The 16,541-nt window shown below is 63.3% G+C and carries 20 protein-coding genes; 10 read left to right on the top strand and 10 right to left on the bottom strand.

What is annotated here, in order from left to right; all coding sequences use genetic code 11:
* Window positions 1–40 precede the first annotated feature (40 nt).
* Window positions 41–949 (bottom strand): protein-methionine-sulfoxide reductase catalytic subunit MsrP, encoded by a 909-nt coding sequence (gene msrP / locus V8J83_RS12370; protein WP_339986697.1) that lies wholly within the window; start codon window positions 947–949, stop codon window positions 41–43.
* Window positions 950–1,061: 112 nt separating this feature from the next.
* A complete protein-coding gene (locus V8J83_RS12365) occupies window positions 1,062–2,549 on the bottom strand; it encodes an FMN-binding glutamate synthase family protein (RefSeq protein ID WP_339987008.1) in 1,488 nt (495 codons plus the stop codon).
* A gap of 323 nt (window positions 2,550–2,872) precedes the next feature.
* On the opposite strand from V8J83_RS12365, the gene V8J83_RS12360 reads away from it, so the two are divergent.
* The 3 genes from V8J83_RS12360 (at window position 2,873) to V8J83_RS12350 (ending at window position 4,834) form a co-directional block, all read left to right on the top strand.
* Window positions 2,873–3,346 (top strand): fasciclin domain-containing protein, encoded by a 474-nt coding sequence (locus V8J83_RS12360; protein ID WP_339986696.1) that lies wholly within the window; start codon window positions 2,873–2,875, stop codon window positions 3,344–3,346.
* Window positions 3,347–3,434: 88 nt separating this feature from the next.
* Entirely contained in the window at window positions 3,435–3,947 is a 513-nt protein-coding gene (locus tag V8J83_RS12355) for a fasciclin domain-containing protein (RefSeq protein ID WP_339986695.1), read from the top strand.
* A gap of 140 nt (window positions 3,948–4,087) precedes the next feature.
* Complete coding sequence (locus V8J83_RS12350; protein WP_339986693.1) at window positions 4,088–4,834, top strand: SDR family NAD(P)-dependent oxidoreductase; 747 nt, start codon at window positions 4,088–4,090, stop codon at window positions 4,832–4,834.
* 146 nt (window positions 4,835–4,980) lie between these two features.
* Here the strand turns inward: V8J83_RS12350 and V8J83_RS12345 are convergent, their stop codons facing one another.
* The gene (locus V8J83_RS12345; RefSeq protein ID WP_339986692.1) at window positions 4,981–5,376 is read right to left on the bottom strand and encodes a RidA family protein; all 396 of its coding nucleotides are present in this window, start codon (window positions 5,374–5,376) and stop codon (window positions 4,981–4,983) included.
* 90 nt (window positions 5,377–5,466) lie between these two features.
* Here V8J83_RS12345 and V8J83_RS12340 point away from each other — a divergent pair, with 90 nt between their 5' ends.
* Window positions 5,467–6,204, top strand: a complete 738-nt coding sequence (locus V8J83_RS12340) for a helix-turn-helix transcriptional regulator (RefSeq protein ID WP_339986691.1) — start codon at window positions 5,467–5,469, stop codon at window positions 6,202–6,204.
* Here V8J83_RS12340 and V8J83_RS12335 read toward each other — a convergent pair.
* Entirely contained in the window at window positions 6,201–7,115 is a 915-nt protein-coding gene (locus tag V8J83_RS12335) for a LysR family transcriptional regulator (protein WP_339986689.1), read from the bottom strand. The two genes, V8J83_RS12340 and V8J83_RS12335, sit on opposite strands and share 4 nt — an antisense overlap.
* A gap of 111 nt (window positions 7,116–7,226) precedes the next feature.
* Here V8J83_RS12335 and V8J83_RS12330 point away from each other — a divergent pair, with 111 nt between their 5' ends.
* Window positions 7,227–7,499, top strand: a complete 273-nt coding sequence (locus tag V8J83_RS12330; protein WP_339986688.1) for a hypothetical protein — start codon at window positions 7,227–7,229, stop codon at window positions 7,497–7,499.
* On the top strand, window positions 7,499–7,630 hold the full coding sequence (locus V8J83_RS12325; protein WP_339986687.1) for a hypothetical protein: 132 nt from the start codon (window positions 7,499–7,501) through the stop codon (window positions 7,628–7,630). Before V8J83_RS12330 ends, V8J83_RS12325 begins: the two co-directional genes overlap by 1 nt.
* A 50-nt stretch (window positions 7,631–7,680) precedes the next feature.
* Here V8J83_RS12325 and clpB read toward each other — a convergent pair whose 3' ends face one another.
* Together clpB and V8J83_RS12315 are read right to left on the bottom strand one after the other, a co-directional pair.
* Window positions 7,681–10,296 carry an ATP-dependent chaperone ClpB gene (clpB, locus tag V8J83_RS12320; RefSeq protein WP_339986686.1) on the bottom strand — a complete coding sequence of 872 codons (2,616 nt, stop codon included), beginning with the start codon at window positions 10,294–10,296 and terminating at the stop codon, window positions 7,681–7,683.
* A 163-nt stretch (window positions 10,297–10,459) separates the two neighbouring features.
* On the bottom strand, window positions 10,460–10,957 hold the full coding sequence (locus tag V8J83_RS12315; RefSeq protein ID WP_339986685.1) for a hypothetical protein: 498 nt from the start codon (window positions 10,955–10,957) through the stop codon (window positions 10,460–10,462).
* Window positions 10,958–11,412: 455 nt separating this feature from the next.
* Between V8J83_RS12315 and V8J83_RS12310 the strand changes: the two genes are divergently transcribed.
* Together V8J83_RS12310 and pyrF are read left to right on the top strand one after the other, a co-directional pair.
* Window positions 11,413–11,604 (top strand): hypothetical protein, encoded by a 192-nt coding sequence (locus V8J83_RS12310; RefSeq protein ID WP_339986684.1) that lies wholly within the window; start codon window positions 11,413–11,415, stop codon window positions 11,602–11,604.
* A gap of 60 nt (window positions 11,605–11,664) precedes the next feature.
* Window positions 11,665–12,357, top strand: a complete 693-nt coding sequence (gene pyrF / locus V8J83_RS12305) for an orotidine-5'-phosphate decarboxylase (protein ID WP_339986683.1) — start codon at window positions 11,665–11,667, stop codon at window positions 12,355–12,357.
* Here pyrF and V8J83_RS12300 read toward each other — a convergent pair.
* Genes V8J83_RS12300 through V8J83_RS12290 form a run of 3 tightly spaced genes read right to left on the bottom strand, consistent with a single transcriptional unit; the run spans window position 12,327 to window position 14,327 of the window.
* On the bottom strand, window positions 12,327–13,166 hold the full coding sequence (locus V8J83_RS12300) for a hypothetical protein (RefSeq protein WP_339986682.1): 840 nt from the start codon (window positions 13,164–13,166) through the stop codon (window positions 12,327–12,329). The genes pyrF and V8J83_RS12300 overlap by 31 nt on opposite strands.
* Window positions 13,159–13,437: an NfeD family protein gene (locus tag V8J83_RS12295; RefSeq protein WP_339986681.1), complete on the bottom strand. Its 279-nt coding sequence runs from the start codon at window positions 13,435–13,437 to the stop codon at window positions 13,159–13,161. Before V8J83_RS12295 ends, V8J83_RS12300 begins: the two co-directional genes overlap by 8 nt.
* Window positions 13,437–14,327, bottom strand: coding sequence for an SPFH domain-containing protein (locus tag V8J83_RS12290; RefSeq protein WP_339986680.1), 891 nt, complete (start codon window positions 14,325–14,327; stop codon window positions 13,437–13,439). The genes V8J83_RS12295 and V8J83_RS12290 overlap by 1 nt, the downstream gene beginning before the upstream one ends.
* Before the next feature lie 118 nt (window positions 14,328–14,445).
* On the opposite strand from V8J83_RS12290, the gene V8J83_RS12285 reads away from it, so the two are divergent.
* Complete coding sequence (locus tag V8J83_RS12285) at window positions 14,446–14,901, top strand: GNAT family N-acetyltransferase (protein ID WP_339986679.1); 456 nt, start codon at window positions 14,446–14,448, stop codon at window positions 14,899–14,901.
* On the opposite strand, the gene V8J83_RS12280 is transcribed toward V8J83_RS12285, so the two are convergent.
* On the bottom strand, window positions 14,893–15,201 hold the full coding sequence (locus V8J83_RS12280) for a DUF6958 family protein (protein WP_339986678.1): 309 nt from the start codon (window positions 15,199–15,201) through the stop codon (window positions 14,893–14,895). The two genes, V8J83_RS12285 and V8J83_RS12280, sit on opposite strands and share 9 nt — an antisense overlap.
* Window positions 15,202–15,269: 68 nt before the next feature.
* Between V8J83_RS12280 and V8J83_RS12275 the strand changes: the two genes are divergently transcribed.
* On the top strand, window positions 15,270–16,523 hold the full coding sequence (locus V8J83_RS12275) for a DNA polymerase IV (RefSeq protein ID WP_339986677.1): 1,254 nt from the start codon (window positions 15,270–15,272) through the stop codon (window positions 16,521–16,523).
* The last annotated feature ends 18 nt before the right edge of the window (window positions 16,524–16,541 follow it).

Genomic DNA, 16,541 nt, shown 5'->3' with positions numbered 1-16,541 from the left:
AGAAGCCCGAAGCACAGAAATAGACCCGCCAGACCGCGCATCAGAAATCTACCGACAGGTCCATGCCTTCATAAAGGCTGGCCACTTCTTCTTCGTATCCGTTGAACATCAACGTCGGGATCCGTTGTGAAAACAATCCCCCACCGATGGCCCGTTCCGTGGCCTGCGACCAGCGCGGATGATCCACGTTCGGGTTCACGTTGGAATAGAATCCATATTCACGCGCGTTCGCCTGGTTCCAGCTGGCGACCGGCTCCTCATCGGTCAGCGTGATGCGCACAATCGATTTGATCGACTTGAACCCATACTTCCACGGCACGACCAGCCGGATTGGCGCGCCGTTCTGGTTCGGGATATCGCGGCCGTAGATGCCGGTCGCCATCAACGTCAGCGGGTGGCGCGCCTCATCAAGGCGCAGGCCCTCGCGGTACGGCCAGTCAAGCACGGGCACACGCACGCCCGGCATCTCATCGGGGCGGTTCGCCGTCTCGAAGGCGACATAACGCGCGCCGTCCTGCACACCGATCCGGTCCAGCAGGTCGGCCAGTTCGAACCCGTTCCACGGGATCACCATCGACCACGCCTCGACACAGCGGAAACGATAGATACGTTCCTCCACCGTCATGCCGGCCATGATGTCGTCGAACGAATAGGTGCCGGGATTATCGACCATCCCGTCCACTTCGATCGACCACGGCGATGTCGTCAGCGTATGGGCATTGCGCGCCGGGTCGTCCTTGCCGGTGCCGAATTCATAATAGTTGTTGTAGGTCGTGATCTCTTCCCACGTGTTGGGTTCAAGATCTTCGGCCTGTGCATGGCCCTGCCCCCCGATCAGCCCCGCCCCCAGAAGCGCACCCGTACCCGCCATGATCTGACGACGGTTCAGGAAAAGATGTTCCGGCGTGACGTCGTTCCACGTCAGCTTGGATTGGTAGCGGCGGGCCATATGGCTGTCTCCTAGACGATTGCTTAGTGCGTATATGCGTTATCCGACCCGGATTTCCCAAGCTCTGACATCATATATCACGAAACGGTTAGGGGCGCGTGAAGCCGCTGCGCTACTCTGCCGCCACTGGAAACAACCGGTCCATTGGCAAGCTGCTGCCATCGGGCTGCACCAGGCGCACATGTCTGCGCCGCATCAACCTCGGCTCGCTCACGCCCACCGAATGCGCGATCACTTCGACTTCTTTCACCAGGTTGCGGACGTAATTCGCCACGCGCTTGTCCTTGTCTTCCACCACGAGACCTTCCTGAAACCTCCGATCATGGGTGGTGATCCCCGTCGGACAGGTGTTCTTGTGACACTTCAGCGCCTGAATACAGCCAAGCGCAAACATGAAGCCGCGCGCCGACACGACAAAATCCGCACCCGCCGCCAGGGCCCAGGCCACATCGCCGGGGTTCACCAACTTGCCGCTCGCCACGATCCGGATCCGATCCTTCAGGCCCGCTCGGTTGCGCAAGTCGGTCAGGATCGGCAACGCCTCTCGGATCGACATGCCCACAAGATCCATCAACGGCATCGGCGCCGCCCCGGTGCCGCCTTCGCCCCCGTCAAGTGTGATGAAGTCCGGCGCGCTTTGCTCGCCGCGCGCGTTTACCGCCGTGAACAGCTCGGTGAATACCTCCGGGTCGCCCATCACGGTCTTGATACCAACGGGTTTACCCGTGACTTCGCGGATGTGGCTGATCAGGTCGAGCAATTCATTCGCGTTTCCCGCCTCGCGGTGGCGGTTAGGACTGATCCCATCGCTGCCTTTTGGCAAGCCGCGGATCGCTGCAATCTCATCGGTGATCTTTGCTGCGGGCAGGATACCCCCCTTCCCCGGCTTCGCGCCCTGCGCCAGCTTCAGCTCGAACATCCGCACCACGTCAAGCGCCGCCATCTCGCGCAGCTTATCATCGCTCAGGTTGCCCTCCGCATCGCGCACACCGTATTTGGCCGTGCCGATCTGAAAGATCACATCGCAGCCGCCCTCCAGGTGATAGGGGCTCAGCCCGCCTTCACCGGTATTCATCCACGACCCCGCCATCCGACAGCCGCGCGACAGCGCCCGAACCGCAGGTTTTGAAATCGCACCGTAGCTCATGCCGGACAGGTTGAAGAAAGAGGGGGCATTATAAGGAGTCGCCGCATGCGGCCCGATCAGAAGCGGTTCGGAGCTTGAGAATTGATCGTCGAGCGGTGGAAACGCCGCCGGCACGAACAGCGGCGTGCCGACCACCGTGATGTTGCGTGTCGAGCCGAACGGAAGGGTCGAGGATTTGCCTTCCGCCGCATGCCTCACATATTCACGCTGCGCCCGGTTGAACGGCAATTCTTCGCGGTCCATGGCAAAAAAATACTGCCGGAAGAACTCCCCCAGCGTGTTGAACAACCCCCGGAACCGCCCAAGCACCGGGTAATTGCGTCGGATCGCGTCAGCCTTCTGTGTGCGGTCGATCACGAACAGCACCAATGCGATCAAGACGATGATGCCAATCACGAACCAAAACGCAAAAGCCATCGCCTCCAGAAAGACGCTGACCTGCTCCATGCCCATGAAATCCATCCTCAATGCGCCTCCTCAAAGTGCTGGCGACATCATGGCCATCGCAGGCGAAACGGCAACGGGCGATCTACCTTTCGAAATAATCGTTAACAAATGATCACGTGATCTCACGGCAACGTGATTGGAACGCGAATTGCTCCGTCGCTTAGGCGCGCGCCCTTCACGGTCAACCGCATGGGCGGAAATTCGCTTCAGTTGAAACGGTTTCGGGCTGACCCACTTCGCCGTCTGACGCCGGGCAGACCTCGGCGTCCCCATGGGCTGTGATCCGTTCCATGGGCAATCGTCAGTTAACCTAAGAAAAGAGAGAGACCATGCGTAACGCACTTCTTGCCCTCGCGGCCTCCACCGCCCTCGCGGCCCCCGCTTTCGCGGACGGCCACTCCAACACCATCGTCGATGTCGCATCCGAAGCGGGTTCGTTCACCACGCTTCTGGCCGCAGCCGAGGCCGCTGGCCTGGTGGAAACGCTGTCGGGCGAAGGTCCGCTGACCGTGTTCGCCCCCACCGACGAAGCTTTCGCCGCGCTTCCCGAAGGCACCGTCGAAGGCCTGCTGGAAGACACCGAAGCCCTGACCGCGATCCTGACGTATCACGTTGTACCCGGCGCTGTGATGTCAGGTGACCTGAGCGACGGCATGACCGCCACCACCGTGAACGGCGCCGACATCACCATTACCATCGGCGACAGCGTCATGGTCAACGATGCGACCGTCGTCACCCCGGACATCGAAGCCACCAATGGTGTCATCCACGTGATCGACAGCGTGATCTTGCCGCCGCAATAAGGCGCGGCTCCGACCAGAAAGCGGGGCGGCCACTTCGCCCCGCTTCCACGATTTCTAACACCACTCATACGGGAAGAAGGGGACCAATATGGACCGTCGTCAATTCATCACCAAAACCGCAGGCCTCGTTGCCGCAGCACCGCTTGCCGGCCTCGCCACCACTCTGCCCGCGCGCGCCGTGACCGGCTCTTCGAACATTGTCGAGCTTGCAGCCGCAACGCCCGATCTCTCGACGCTTGTGACCGCGGTTCAAGCGGCGGGCCTTGTCGACACATTGTCCTCGCGCGGCAATTTCACTGTCTTCGCGCCGACCAACCGCGCCTTCGCCCACTTGCCCCACGGCGTGCTCGACAGCCTGCTGGCGGACATTCCGGCGCTGACCAATGTGCTGACGTATCACGTCTCGCCCGACTACTACCCGGCCTCCCAGTTTGTGGGTCAGCGCGGAGCCGTGCACCGCACCGTGCAGGGTCAGGCGATCCGCGTCGATGGCCGCAGCGGGACTGTCGTTCTGAACGGCAACACGCGCGTGACCACGGCTGATGTATTCGCGTCCAACGGCGTCGTGCACATCATCGACGCGGTCCTGCTGCCGCATTGATCCGCTGACGATCGGGATCCTCCGTCCCTTCGGGTCCCGATGCACCCCCGCGCCTGTCCGCTGGCGCGGGGGTTTTTCTTGTCCGGCCCGCGCGCATGGCGTTCACTGCGCCGAAACACACGGCACAAAGGGAACATCCAATGAAGACAGCAGTGGTCAGCGGCGCGGCACGCGGCATCGGGTTGGCGACAACGGACGCGTTTCTGTCTGAAGGATGGCGCGTGGCAATGGTGGATTGGGATGCGGCCGAGCTTGAGACCGCCGCCGCGGCGCGCGCCAATGTGCTGGCCCTGCCCCATGACATCTCCAACCCACAGCAGGTGAACGCCACGATCCGCGAGACCCTGGCCGCGTTCGGACGCATCGACGCGCTGGTCAACAACGCGGGCATCGCGGATTTCGGACCGATTGAAGAGACCGATTTCGAACGCTGGCGGCGGGTGATGTCGATCAATCTGGATGGCACGTTCCTGATGAGCCAGGCCGCGACGCCTGCGCTCAAGGAAACGCAGGGCGCAATCGTCAACATCGCGTCGATCTCGGGGCTGCGGGCTTCGACGTTGCGGGTGGCTTACGGAACCTCGAAAGCCGCCGTGATCGCGCTGACGCAGCAGCAGGCGGTGGAACTGGGCGAATATGGGATCCGCTGCAATGCCGTGGCGCCGGGGCCGGTGAAAACCAAGCTGGCGATGGCGGTGCATACGCCCGATATCATCGCGGTCTATCACGATGCGCTGCCGCTCAATCGATACGGGACCGAGGCCGAGCTTGCGGGGGCGATCGTGTTCCTGTGCTCGGCCAAGGCCAGCTACATCACCGGGCAGACACTGGCCGTGGATGGCGGGTTCGAGGCTACGGGGATCGGGCTTCCGGCTTTGCGGGGTTGAGAGAGGTGGGTTGCAAGGTTGCAACCAGGGGTTAAACCCCTGAATAGAAATGCATATCGCCTTTTCGTTAACGTTTCGATAACCACGATTTTCGCTGATTTGGCCACCGGACTTCCAGCCCGGTGGCGCCGTTTATCTTCCACAGTTCAAGCCATCGCGGTGGCCTCGATTTCGAACATCAGCCCGGGAATGGCCAGCCGTTGCACGCCCAGCAGGGTCATCGGGGGGCGCACCTGGTGCGGGCCGAAGCGCAGGCCCATCAGGTCGAAGTTCTTCAGGGCCGCGTCCACATCGGTGGCATAAACGCCCAGCCGGGTGACATTGGCCAGCGTCATGCCGGCGCCTGCCAAGACGGCCTCCAGATTGTCCAGGGCCAGCGCGATCTGGCCGCGCATGTCGCCCGCGTGTTGCGGCGCACCGTTTTCATCGACCGCCGTTTGCCCGGCGCAGATGACCTGCCGCGTGGCCCCTTCGATCACCTCGGCCTGATTGTAGCCCAGCTTGATCGACCAATCCCATGGGTTCACGGATTTGCGTTCCATAATCTCAACTCCTTCATGTTGCGTGTTGCTGAAACCGGTCTAAACCCTAATAGTGCCAAAATCTGTCACCATTCATGATAAGGGTGAAACATGAATGTCCGGACCCGCCATGACGCCATCGTGCGCAGCCTGCGCCGCACCGGAACCACAACGGTTGACGCGCTTGCCGACGAGGTGGGGGCATCCCGGCGCACGGTGCTGCGCGATATCTCGGCGCTCCGCGACGCGGGGTTCGTGATCCATTCCGATGTGGGGCGCGGGGGCGGGGTGCAGCTTGACCCGACCTCGGTGCAGACCAACGCGCGGCTTACGGTGCCGGAGGTCTTCGCGCTTTTGATCTCCGTGGCGGCGATGCGGGCGGCGGGCGGCTTGCCGTTCGGCGGATTGGCAGATGCGGGGCTCGCCAAGATCGAGCGCGCCTTGCCCCGCGACAAGGTGCGGGACCTGCGCGCGTTTCTGGAGTGTCTGCATATCGGGCAATTGTCGCCGTTGCAGGATTTGTCGGATATGGGCGCGATGGATGACGCGCTTTTGCCGACGGTCGAGGCGGGGTTTCTGGGGCGGCAGATGATCTGCTTTGGCTATCGCGATGCAAAGGGGCAGGTGACGGCGCGCGCGGTGGAGCCTCAGGCGATGCTGATCCTGCCGCCGCTGTGGTATCTGGTGGCGTGGGATCCGGCGCGGGAGGATTTCCGGCACTTTCGGATGGACCGGATCAGCGCGCCCGAGGTGATGGAGGGCACGACGTTCCGGCGGCGGCATGTGCCGTTCGAGGGGGATGTGCGGTCGTATCGGGGGTTAACGGCGCAGCCGCTCGAAAAGGCCTAGGGCGATTCCCACCCGTGATCAGAGAGCCAGCGTTGATCGAGCAGGAAATCCACCAGCAAGCGCGCAAGGCTGTCGCGGCCCGCATTGGCGGGATAGACGGCGAATGCCTCGATATGCTTCAGCGGGCGCTCGGGCAGGATCTGCACCAGGCGGCCCGTGCGGAGATCCTCCATCACCAGCGGCAAGGTTTCGACCATGAAGCCCAGACCAGCCTCCACGAAGGCGCGCGCCATGGTGAAATTGTCGAAGGACTGGACCACGCGCGGCGTGGTCTTGGGCACGTCTCCGGCTTCGGAGGTCGCCAGGACCTGCCAGGGGACAGGCAGGTATTCGATCCGCCCCCAATCGGCCAGATCGTCGATATCGCGCGGCGCGGGGCGGGCCCGGGCATAATCGGGGCTGCAAAACATGCACAGTCGCAGCTGCCCCAGTTTGCGGGCGTGATAGCTGCTGTCGTCCAGCCCCGATGACGTCCCTCGGATCGCCACGTCGAACCCCGAGCCTTCCAACGGGACGCGTGCATCGGAGAAGTGCATTTCGAGTTGGATGTCGGGATAGGCACGGGCGAAGCGGGTCCAGATTTCGGAATAGGGATGGTGGGCGGCTGCGGTGTTGGAGGTCAGGCGCAGGCGGCCCGATGGGTTGCGCTTGCGGCGTTCCAGTGCGGCGAGGCCTTCAACGGCGGCGGTGGACATCCGTTGGCTTGCGCCCAGCAGATCGCGGCCCGCATCGGTAAGCGACATGCGCCGGGTGGAGCGATAGAGAAGCGGCACGCCAAGCTGCGCTTCGAATTGCGAGATATGGTGGCTGATCACCGACGGCGACAGGTTCAGGCGCTTGGCCGCCGCACGGAATGACCCGGCCTCGGCCACCGCCTGGAAAATCGCCATCATGCGCAGCTTGTCGATCATTGTTCGACCTCATGGGATAATGAAACCGACATTGGGCGGATTATGCGAACAGCGCAACTGAGCGATGGTCCGGGGGTCAGATAACGGACCCAGCCCGAAAGGAAGAATTCAATGGCTCTCATGGTTTCAATCGCCCGCACCGCCGACGTTCCCAACCCCGGCAAAGTGCAGGAATACCGCGAAGATCACGCGCGGGTCTTCGGCACATACGCCGACCTGCCCAAGCTGTTGCCGGACCCCAACGACCCGAACCAGATCGCCGTGGTGGGCGAGGTGCATGGCCTCGACGGCCTGCGCGCCGCGTCCCGCACGCCGGAGGGCGATGCGATGATGCGCAAATGGGGCTTCATCGAGCAGCTGTCGTTCTTCGTGGAGGAGGTGTGATGGGCTGGCTTGAGCGATGGGTCGAGCGGATCGTCGCGTTTTGCGATGCGCCGATGCGCGCCGGGGATGCGGCCCGTGATTGGGCGCAGGATGAGCGCGAAATGCTGAGCCGCATGTATCGGTGCAGGTAAGAAAAACGCCCCACTGATCGGATCAGCGGGGCGTTTGATCTGGTGTCGGGTCAGTGGACCACGGCATCGTCCGGTTTCGGCCGGTTCGAGGGCGCCACGCGGTCGCCCACGATCAGCCCATCGGCCCCGGCGGTGACGGAGACTTCGGCCCCATCCATGACATCCCCGGCCAGGATCATCTCGGCCAGTTGGTCCTGCAACGCCCGCTGGATCACGCGCTTGAGCGGTCGTGCGCCGAAGACCGGATCGTAGCCTTCATCGGCGAGCCAGGTCCGGGCGCCGTCGTCCAGATCAAGGTGGATGTTACGTGCCGCCAGACGACGTTCGAGACGCCCCATCTGGATTGTCACGATGCCATCCATATCGGCCCGGCTGAGGCGGTCGAAGACGATCATATCGTCCAGACGGTTCAGGAATTCCGGTCGGAAATGCGCGCGCACGGCGTCCATCACATCGCGCTGCGCCTCGGCGGCGTCCGCGCCTTCGGGCAAGTGGCTGAGCGCCTGGCTTCCGAGGTTGGAGGTCAGCACGATCAACGTCTGCTTGAAATCGACCTGGCGGCCCTGCCCATCGGTCAGGATGCCATCGTCGAGCACCTGCAACAGAACGTTGAAGACCTCCGGATGGGCCTTTTCGACCTCGTCAAACAGGATCACCTGATACGGGCGGCGGCGCACGGCTTCGGTCAACACCCCGCCTTCGTCATAGCCGACATAGCCCGGAGGCGCGCCAATCAGGCGGGCGACCGCGTGCTTTTCCATGAACTCGGACATGTCGATGCGAACCATCGCCTGATCGTCATCGAACAGGTATTCGGCCAGCGCCTTGGTCAGCTCGGTCTTGCCCACGCCGGTCGGCCCGAGGAACAGGAAACTGCCCAGCGGGCGGCCCTCGTCCTGCAACCCGGCCCGCGCGCGGCGGACCGCACGGCTGACGGCGGACACGGCCTGATGCTGACCGATGACGCGTTTGCCAAGCTCGTCTTCCATGCGCAGCAGCTTTTCGCGTTCCCCTTCAAGCATCTTGGCGACAGGCACGCCCGTCCAACGCTCGACGACTTCGGCGATTTGCTCGGGGCGCACGGCCTCTTCGACCATGACGTCTTCGTCCTGCTCTTCGGCCTGCGCCAGTTGCGCCTCCAATTGCGGGATGACGCCATAGCTCAGCTCACCGGCGCGGCCCAGATCGCCCTTGCGCTTGGCCTGATCCAACTCGGCGCGGGCTTGATCGAGCTGCTCCTTGAGGCCCCGCGCGCTTTCCAGCTTGTCGCGCTCGGACTGCCACTTGGCGGTCATCTCGGCGCTCTGCTCCTGCAAATCGCCAAGCTCTTTTTCCAGCTTGGTCAAGCGGTCCTTCGATGCCGCATCATCTTCACGGCGCAGGGCCTCGGCCTCGATCTGCATTTGCAGGATCTGCCGGTCGAGCGCGTCAAGCTCTTCGGGTTTGCTGTCGACTTCCATCCGCAGACGGCTGGCGGCCTCGTCCATCAGGTCGATGGCCTTGTCGGGCAAAAACCGGTCGGTGATGTAGCGGTGGCTCAGCGTTGCCGCAGACACCAGCGCGCTGTCGGAAATGCGCACACCATGGTGAAGTTCATACTTCTCCTTGATGCCGCGCAGGATGCTGACCGTGTCTTCGACGGTGGGCTCTTCGACCACAAGCGGTTGGAACCGGCGGGCAAGGGCTGCGTCCTTCTCGACATATTTGCGATATTCGTTGAGCGTCGTGGCGCCCACGCAGTGCAACTCGCCGCGCGCCAGTGCGGGCTTGATGAGGTTGGCCGCATCCATCGCGCCATCCGTCTTACCCGCGCCAACCAGCACGTGCATTTCGTCGATGAACAGGATGATATCGCCGGCCGCATTGGCGATCTCGCCAAGGACAGCCTTCAGGCGTTCCTCGAATTCGCCGCGATATTTCGCACCCGCAATCAGCGCGCCCATATCAAGCGACATCAGCGTCTTGTTGGCCAGCGATTCCGGCACGTCGCCGTTGATGATGCGCAGGGCCAAACCCTCGGCGATGGCGGTCTTGCCGACGCCCGGCTCGCCGATCAGCACGGGGTTGTTCTTGGTGCGCCGCGACAGAACCTGCATGGCACGGCGGATTTCCTCGTCACGGCCTATGATCGGGTCAATCTTGCCCTCCCGCGCCGCCGCCGTCAGGTCGCGGGCGTATTTGTTGAGCGCATCGTAATTGTCCTCGGCGCTTGCGCTGTCGGCGGTCTTGCCCTTGCGCAGATCGTTGATCGCGGCATTGAGCGCCTGCGCGTTCACCGCGCCCGCATCCAGCGCATCCTTCGCGCCGGATTTCACCATCGCCAGCGCGGTCAGCATCCGTTCGACCGGCACGAAACTGTCGCCTGCCTTGGTGGCGACCTTCTCGGCTTCGTCGAGGACCTTGGCGAATTGTTTGTCGAGATAGACCTGCGCGCCGTCGCCTGTGACTTTCGGCAACTTGGCAATCGCGCTGTCAAGCGCCTCGCGCACCCGCTCGGGCGCGCCACCGGCCCGGCCGATGAGGTTGGAGGCGAGCCCCTCTTCATCATCAAGCAGGGCTTTGAGCAAATGTTCGGGCACCAGTTTCTGGTGATCTTCCCGCTGTGCAATCGTCTGCGCGGCCTGAATGAACCCACGCGCGCGATCCGTGAACTTTTCCACGTTCATCACGTCTCTCCTTTATCCAAGCACCCGGAACGTCCTGCGCCCGTTGAACGGCACGCGCGGACTGAGGGCCTCCGATCCTAGATGGGAGCGGTGATGCGCATTTGCAACAGGCCGCCCAACCAGAAAATCGCCACATCGCACGGGTGCCCAAAACCCGCGCGCCCTAGGTCAGATCGACGCCGAACGCACGGGCCAAAGCCTTCGATCGCGCCCGTATCGCGGCGTGTCGACTGCGCAGGCCTTGCCGGATGCGTTCGCTTAGATCCTCCTCGGGTGCGGCACCTCGGCAATAGGCATCAAAGGCCCAGGCTCGAAGCAAGATCCCCGAACTCCCGTAATACGGGCTGAGATGGGGCCGCAACAGCGACGCGGCATCCGGCGCATATTGTGCCGATTGCATGAGATGCAGGGCCGCGTCGGGCTGCGAAAGCTCCCCGAATGCCTCGAACGCCTGCGCAATCCGACCCTGACCAATCCGACCCTTCCCGGCCAGCGCCTTGATCAGCCACGTCGCCGCGACCTCATCGGGTCCGGGAAGCGCTGCGAGAAGCGCGTCCTCAGCTTCGGGTGACAGGTCTTCGGCCAGTAGCGCGCGCAGCGGTTCGGTATGGGTGCCGTCGAAATCGGCAAGCGCGCGCAGGATGTCCAAGGGCTTTCGCATGGGTCCAAAATGCTCCTTCGCAAACCGGCGCTCAACTGGGGGGGAAAGTCCGGTGTTTATCCCCCGCGACTTCCCCGAACCGACAGGCCATATTCCTCGCATAGGGCGAATTAATCACGCCTGGTGATACCGCGTACACTCTATCCCCGACGCGGGTCGCCGACAAAACGCACACACCCCTATTCGTGTGCGTCTGGTTCGGGTCGCCTTTGGTGTTGGGCGGCCCGAACCATCCAAGTCCTACGGCGCCGGTTTGCATATGTGCGCCGGAATAATTGCGTAAAGAGTGCTACCAGTTTGATAAAATGAGGCCCGGACATCCCCGATATGGATGATCCGGGCCGTTTTTTGCGCGTCAAAGGGTAAGGAGACCCTGATCTCGACATCTTGAGTTGCATTGCCAAGTATACACCACAGATGGTGTCTTGAGACGCCGTTTTCGTTGGAGATGTCCCATGTCGAGCCGCTGCCTTAGCTTGCATCGTGTCGCTTATGATCCAGACGCCGCCGCCTTCCGCGCTGAAGTGCAATACCTTGATGCCACCGGAATTTGCCGCCGTGTGGTGCAGGTCCGCGTGCCCCTGACCGCCGGGTTCCACCGGATCGCGAGCGGGCTGCGCGACGCGGCCATGTCGAGCACCGCCTGAGATTTACTTCCCCCCCTCGCGCGCCTAATCAGGGTGCGGTTTTGGACAAGGGGAACACAGATGGCCGATGACCGCCTGATCGTGGCACTGGATGTGCCGAATGTGGTGCAGGGGCTGGCCCTGACCGAGCGCCTGGGCGACAGTGTTTCATTCTACAAGATCGGGCTCGGGATGCTGACCGGAGGCGGTCTTGCATTGGCCAATGAGCTCAAGCAGGAGCACGGAAAGCGCATTTTCCTCGACATGAAGCTTTTTGACATCGGCGCCACGGTCGAGGCGGCGGTGCGCGGGTTGGCGCAGTTCGATCTGGATTTCCTGACCGTGCATGGCGATCCGCATGTGGTGCGCGCCGCGCGCGAAGGGGCTGCGGGGTCAAAGACGAAAATCCTTGCGGTGACGATCCTGACCTCGCTGGATCGCGGGGATCTTGACGCAAGCCTGATCCGCGACGGGGCGATCCCCGATCTGGTGAGCCAGCGCGCCGGATTGGCGTTTGAGGCGGGGGCCGATGGGGTCATCGCCTCGCCGCAGGAGGCCGCGATGATCCGTGCCCTGCCCGAGGCGAAGGGGCGGTTGATCGTGACGCCGGGCGTGCGGCCCACGGGCGCGGCGTTGGGCGATCAGAAGCGCGTCGCGACACCCGCGCAGGCGATTGCCGACGGGGCCGATCATATCGTCGTCGGCCGCCCGATCTGGCAACACGAAGACCCGCGCGCGGCGGCTCAGATGGTTTTGTCGGAGCTTTCTGCGTAGGCCTTCATCGCGCGGCTTTCGGCGCGGGTTGGGGGGAGTTTGAGGGTGTCCAGCGTATCGGCGTTGAAGGCGAACGAGTTGGGGAGCCAGAGGCGCCCTTCAATGCTGCGATGTTGCGTGCCCGCGAAGCCGATGACCGGGGTTTCGATGTTGACCTCCTCGCGGCCCAGGGTCGGGTTGGCCATATCCAGAAGCAGGCAGCCCATGGCGGCGATGCCCTCGGGCGTGGCTTGCAAGATGAGTTGATCCGCATGATCGGGGTCGAAATCGCATTTGTCGGCGTCCTTGCTCCAGCCGAAGGCGAAGAAGGGGCGGTCTTGTTCTTCGACGCGGTGGACGGGGGTCATTCGGGCATCGGCGAAGGGGTGGCGCCAGACCACTTGCGGCCAGTATTCATAGGCGCTGTAGCTGCGCTGGGTGGCGACATGCAGCATGTGATCGCGCGGCACATCGTCCACGACTTGGGCATAGAAACGGGTGATCCGCGTTGTGGGATGGGTCAGCTCCAACCCGGCCCACGTGCGCCCGGACAGCAGGAAATGCAACAGCCAGAGGCCCATTTGGCGAAACCCCTCGGGCTCGGCATAGGCTTCAAAGCCATCGGTGCGGTCGGCAATCTCGAACGGCTCCCCCTGATCTCCGACGCCGGTACAAGAGCGCGCAAAGCCGGGGTCGAGGACCAGCCCGCCAAAGGTCATGTGATCCGGCAGGTCTTTCGGGAAGTCCTCTCGCGCAAGGCGCAGGTCGTCGTCTGGCCCGAGCGCCGCCGCCTTTTCAGCCAGCGGCGCGTAGGCCGCGAGTTCAGTCATTGATGTCGTGGTCGAAGGTCTTCACCTGTCCGTTGTAGACGCCCAGAAAGCGCCGCAGCAACAGCCACGCGGCCAGCGAAGACAGGGCGAACACCAGGGCCAGAACCGGCAAAGACGCCGCAACAGGTATGCCGATCAGCAGCAGGAGCGCGACGATGCCCGCCCCCACGCCAAACCCCAGCAGCACGTAGGACGGCAGCAGGACCTCGCCCACCGCCAACGCAACGGCGGCGACGCCCCAGACCCACCACTGGCCCCAGAACGGATCCATCAGCTGCGTCCCTTGAGCATCTGGAACGCCTTGCCAAAGCTGTCGACGGCATCGGCGGGCACGATGATCGTCTGGTTGCCCTGCCCTTCGGCGACGCGGGCGATGCTTTTCACCTGCTCCAGCGCGATGTTGTATTGCACGGCCTCAAGCCCGCCCTTGGCGATGGCTTCGGCCACAACGCCGGTGGCGTAGGCTTCGGCATCGGCGGTCACGCGGCGCGCTTCGGCTTCCTGACGGGCGGCGTAGAGATCGGCGTCGGACTGAAGCTCGACCGCGCGACGCTGACCTTCGGCGCGGGTCACGGCGGCGCGCCGTTCGCGTTCTGCGTTGAGCTGCTGCAACATCGCATCGCGCGTCGCCTGATCGAGGTTCACGTCGAGAATTTCCGCGCGCGTCACCTCGATCCCCCAATCATCGACCGCAGATTCGACCTGCGCCTTGATCTGTCCGATCAACGCGGCGCGGTTCGATTGCACCTCATCAAGGTCCATCTTGCCCATCTCGGCCCGCACGATACCGGCGACCGTCGTGGCGATGGCACCGTCCACATCACGGATCCGGTAGACCGTCTTTTCCGGCTCGAGAATGCGGTAAAAGACCGAGGTGTCGATCTTGACCAACACGTTGTCCTTGGTGATCGCGTCCTGTTCGGCGTTCGGCAATTGCCGTTCCAGCACCGACACCTTGTGCGCGACCCGGTCGAGGAACGGGATGATGAAATTGATCCCCGGCCCAAGCACCGATTTCAGGCGCCCGAAGCGTTCGACCACGTGCTTTTCCGATTGCGGCACGATCCGAATACCGAGGTAGATACAAAGAATGATAAAAAGTGCGATGGCGAGCACGAACCCGCTGCCGCCGAGCAAACCGCCCGTCAAGTCTTCAAGCATGGCCAAAAATCCTCTGATCTGGTCTTCTAGCTTCATATGCAAAGGATATGTGTCCTCAACGCGGCCAACTCCACCCCAACCTGCCGACAGGACCCCTCATTGAACACAGGTGTTGCCCATGTCCAACGTCTTGCTCCGGCCCGCGACCGCCGCCGACCTGCCGCAGATCACGGCTCTGGTGCGGGCCGCCTACACGCCTTGGGTCGATGTTATTGGCGCCACACCCGGGCCGATGCAGGACGCTTATGGCCCGGCGATTGCCGAGGGTGTCGTGCAGGTGATGGAGGATGCGCAGGGTCTTGTTGCCCTGCTGATCCTGCGGCCATTGGACGATGCGATGCTGCTTGAGAACGTCGCCGTTTTGCCCAGGGCGCAGGGGATGGGCCTTGGCCAGAGCCTCCTGACCATGGCGGAGCGGGCCACCCGTGAGGCGGGCTTCGGGCGGATCGTGCTCTATACCCACGCGCGCATGGCGTCGAACCTCGCGCTTTATGAACGCGCCGGGTTCGTGCGGATCGAAGAGCGGCGCGAACGGGGCCTCGACCGGGTCTATATGGAAAAGACGCTAGGTTAACGCGATGCGCATCGGGCCTTTCACCGGCAAACGCGCGATCTCGCCACGCACTTCCATTTCAAGCTTCACGGTCACGACGTGCCAGCCCAGCTTGCCCAGCCGGTCCAGATCCTGCGCGCTCACCTTTGCGCCCACCGCATCGCGCAGATCCTTGTTCGCCATGCCGTCCGCACCCGCTTCGGCCAAAACATCGCGGATCGCGGCGCACAGCAGATCGTATTTCCAGACGGGAATGTTGCTGGTCCCGCCGTTGCCTGCGGGGGTGCGGCACGCGACGCGGTCTTCGGTTTGCTTTGTCATCTTTCCGCCCTCCCCGCACAAAGATACCACACCTTCCGGCGCGCCCCAAAGGCGCGTATCCTGGCACCATGCCCGCCCTTTGCCGCGATTGCCTGGAAACCTTCGATGATGCGCGCCGCTGCCCGGCGTGCCGGTCCCCGCGCGTGACATCGCATCCGGAGCTTTACGACCTGTCGATCGCGCATATGGATTGCGATGCGTTCTATGCCTCCGTCGAAAAACGCGACAATCCCGATATCCGCGACAAACCCGTGATCATCGGCGGCGGGCGGCGCGGCGTGGTCTCGACCGCGTGCTACATCGCGCGGATCAAGGGCGTGCGGTCGGCGATGCCGATGTTTCAGGCGCTCAAGCTTTGCCCCGAAGCGGTCGTGGTGAAGGGTCGGATGGACACCTATGTCGAGGTCTCCAAACAGGTGCGCGCCCTGATGGAGGACCTCACCCCCTCGATCGAGCCCCTGTCGCTGGACGAAGCGTTCATGGATCTGACCGGCACCGCGCGCCTGCACGGGCGCCCGCCCGCGGTGATGCTCGCCCGGCTGGTCAAACGCATGCGCGACGAGATCGGGATCACCGGTTCCATCGGTCTGTCGCACAACAAATTCCTTGCGAAAATCGCCTCCGATCTTGAAAAACCGCGCGGCTTTTCGGTGATCGGCGCGGCGGAAACGCTGGCGTTCCTGTCGGACAAACCCGTGCGGATGATCTGGGGCATCGGAGAGGCCGGACAGACTTCGCTCAATACGGCCGGCATTCACACTTTCGCCGATCTGCGCCGCTGGGAGCGCGAAGCCCTGCATGACCGGTTCGGCGCCATGGGCGAGCGGCTCTGGCATCTTGCGCGCGGCGAGGATCACCGCCGCGTCAAACGCGACCGCGCCGTAAAGGGCGTGTCGAACGAAACCACCTTTTCCGACGACATCGCCAGCGTCGATCTGCTTGATGGGCACATTTGGCGCATGTCCGAAAAGGTCGCCGACCGGCTCAAGGCCAAGGGCATCGCGGGGCGCACGATCACGCTGAAGCTCAAGCGCGCCGATTTCAAACTGCTGACCCGGCGCACGACCCTGCCCGATGCGACGCAAACCGCCGACCGCATCTACGGCACCGCGCGGGCGCTGTTTGACCGGATGGAGCATCCCAAGCCCTACCGCCTGCTTGGGGTTGGGGTGGCCGATCTGATCCCCGAGGATCAGGCCGACCGCGAAGGCAACCTGCTTGATCCACACGAAGCCGCCCGGATCAAGGCCGAACGCGCCACCGACGCGATCCGTGACCGGTTCGGCAGCGACGCCATCGTGAAAGGCCGCGCGCTGAGATAGGGGCCAGGTGCGCCGCAA

Origin of the sequence: Gymnodinialimonas ulvae (assembly GCF_037543845.1) — a bacterium.
GTDB lineage: Bacteria > Pseudomonadota > Alphaproteobacteria > Rhodobacterales > Rhodobacteraceae > Gymnodinialimonas > Gymnodinialimonas ulvae.
The sequence above is the reverse complement of the archived record's forward strand: the minus strand, read 5'-3'. Positions and strand labels throughout refer to the sequence as shown.

What these genes read in the sequence shown, in the direction of transcription:
- V8J83_RS12355 (WP_339986695.1), top strand. Translation starts at nt 3,435, where the DNA reads ATGGACCGTCGTCAATTCATCACCAAAACCGCAGGCCTCGTTGCCGCA.
- V8J83_RS12345 (WP_339986692.1), bottom strand. Translation starts at nt 5,376, where the DNA reads ATGGAACGCAAATCCGTGAACCCATGGGATTGGTCGATCAAGCTGGGC.
- V8J83_RS12335 (WP_339986689.1), bottom strand. Translation starts at nt 7,115, where the DNA reads ATGATCGACAAGCTGCGCATGATGGCGATTTTCCAGGCGGTGGCCGAG.
- V8J83_RS12290 (WP_339986680.1), bottom strand. Translation starts at nt 14,327, where the DNA reads ATGCTTGAAGACTTGACGGGCGGTTTGCTCGGCGGCAGCGGGTTCGTG.
- V8J83_RS12310 (WP_339986684.1), top strand. Translation starts at nt 11,413, where the DNA reads ATGTCGAGCCGCTGCCTTAGCTTGCATCGTGTCGCTTATGATCCAGAC.
- V8J83_RS12280 (WP_339986678.1), bottom strand. Translation starts at nt 15,201, where the DNA reads ATGACAAAGCAAACCGAAGACCGCGTCGCGTGCCGCACCCCCGCAGGC.
- V8J83_RS12360 (WP_339986696.1), top strand. Translation starts at nt 2,873, where the DNA reads ATGCGTAACGCACTTCTTGCCCTCGCGGCCTCCACCGCCCTCGCGGCC.
- V8J83_RS12330 (WP_339986688.1), top strand. Translation starts at nt 7,227, where the DNA reads ATGGCTCTCATGGTTTCAATCGCCCGCACCGCCGACGTTCCCAACCCC.
- V8J83_RS12295 (WP_339986681.1), bottom strand. Translation starts at nt 13,437, where the DNA reads ATGGATCCGTTCTGGGGCCAGTGGTGGGTCTGGGGCGTCGCCGCCGTT.
- V8J83_RS12315 (WP_339986685.1), bottom strand. Translation starts at nt 10,957, where the DNA reads ATGCGAAAGCCCTTGGACATCCTGCGCGCGCTTGCCGATTTCGACGGC.
- msrP (WP_339986697.1), bottom strand. Translation starts at nt 949, where the DNA reads ATGGCCCGCCGCTACCAATCCAAGCTGACGTGGAACGACGTCACGCCG.
- clpB (WP_339986686.1), bottom strand. Translation starts at nt 10,296, where the DNA reads ATGAACGTGGAAAAGTTCACGGATCGCGCGCGTGGGTTCATTCAGGCC.
- pyrF (WP_339986683.1), top strand. Translation starts at nt 11,665, where the DNA reads ATGGCCGATGACCGCCTGATCGTGGCACTGGATGTGCCGAATGTGGTG.
- V8J83_RS12350 (WP_339986693.1), top strand. Translation starts at nt 4,088, where the DNA reads ATGAAGACAGCAGTGGTCAGCGGCGCGGCACGCGGCATCGGGTTGGCG.
- V8J83_RS12340 (WP_339986691.1), top strand. Translation starts at nt 5,467, where the DNA reads ATGAATGTCCGGACCCGCCATGACGCCATCGTGCGCAGCCTGCGCCGC.
- V8J83_RS12365 (WP_339987008.1), bottom strand. Translation starts at nt 2,549, where the DNA reads ATGGGCATGGAGCAGGTCAGCGTCTTTCTGGAGGCGATGGCTTTTGCG.
- V8J83_RS12300 (WP_339986682.1), bottom strand. Translation starts at nt 13,166, where the DNA reads ATGACTGAACTCGCGGCCTACGCGCCGCTGGCTGAAAAGGCGGCGGCG.
- V8J83_RS12325 (WP_339986687.1), top strand. Translation starts at nt 7,499, where the DNA reads ATGGGCTGGCTTGAGCGATGGGTCGAGCGGATCGTCGCGTTTTGCGAT.
- V8J83_RS12275 (WP_339986677.1), top strand. Translation starts at nt 15,270, where the DNA reads ATGCCCGCCCTTTGCCGCGATTGCCTGGAAACCTTCGATGATGCGCGC.
- V8J83_RS12285 (WP_339986679.1), top strand. Translation starts at nt 14,446, where the DNA reads ATGTCCAACGTCTTGCTCCGGCCCGCGACCGCCGCCGACCTGCCGCAG.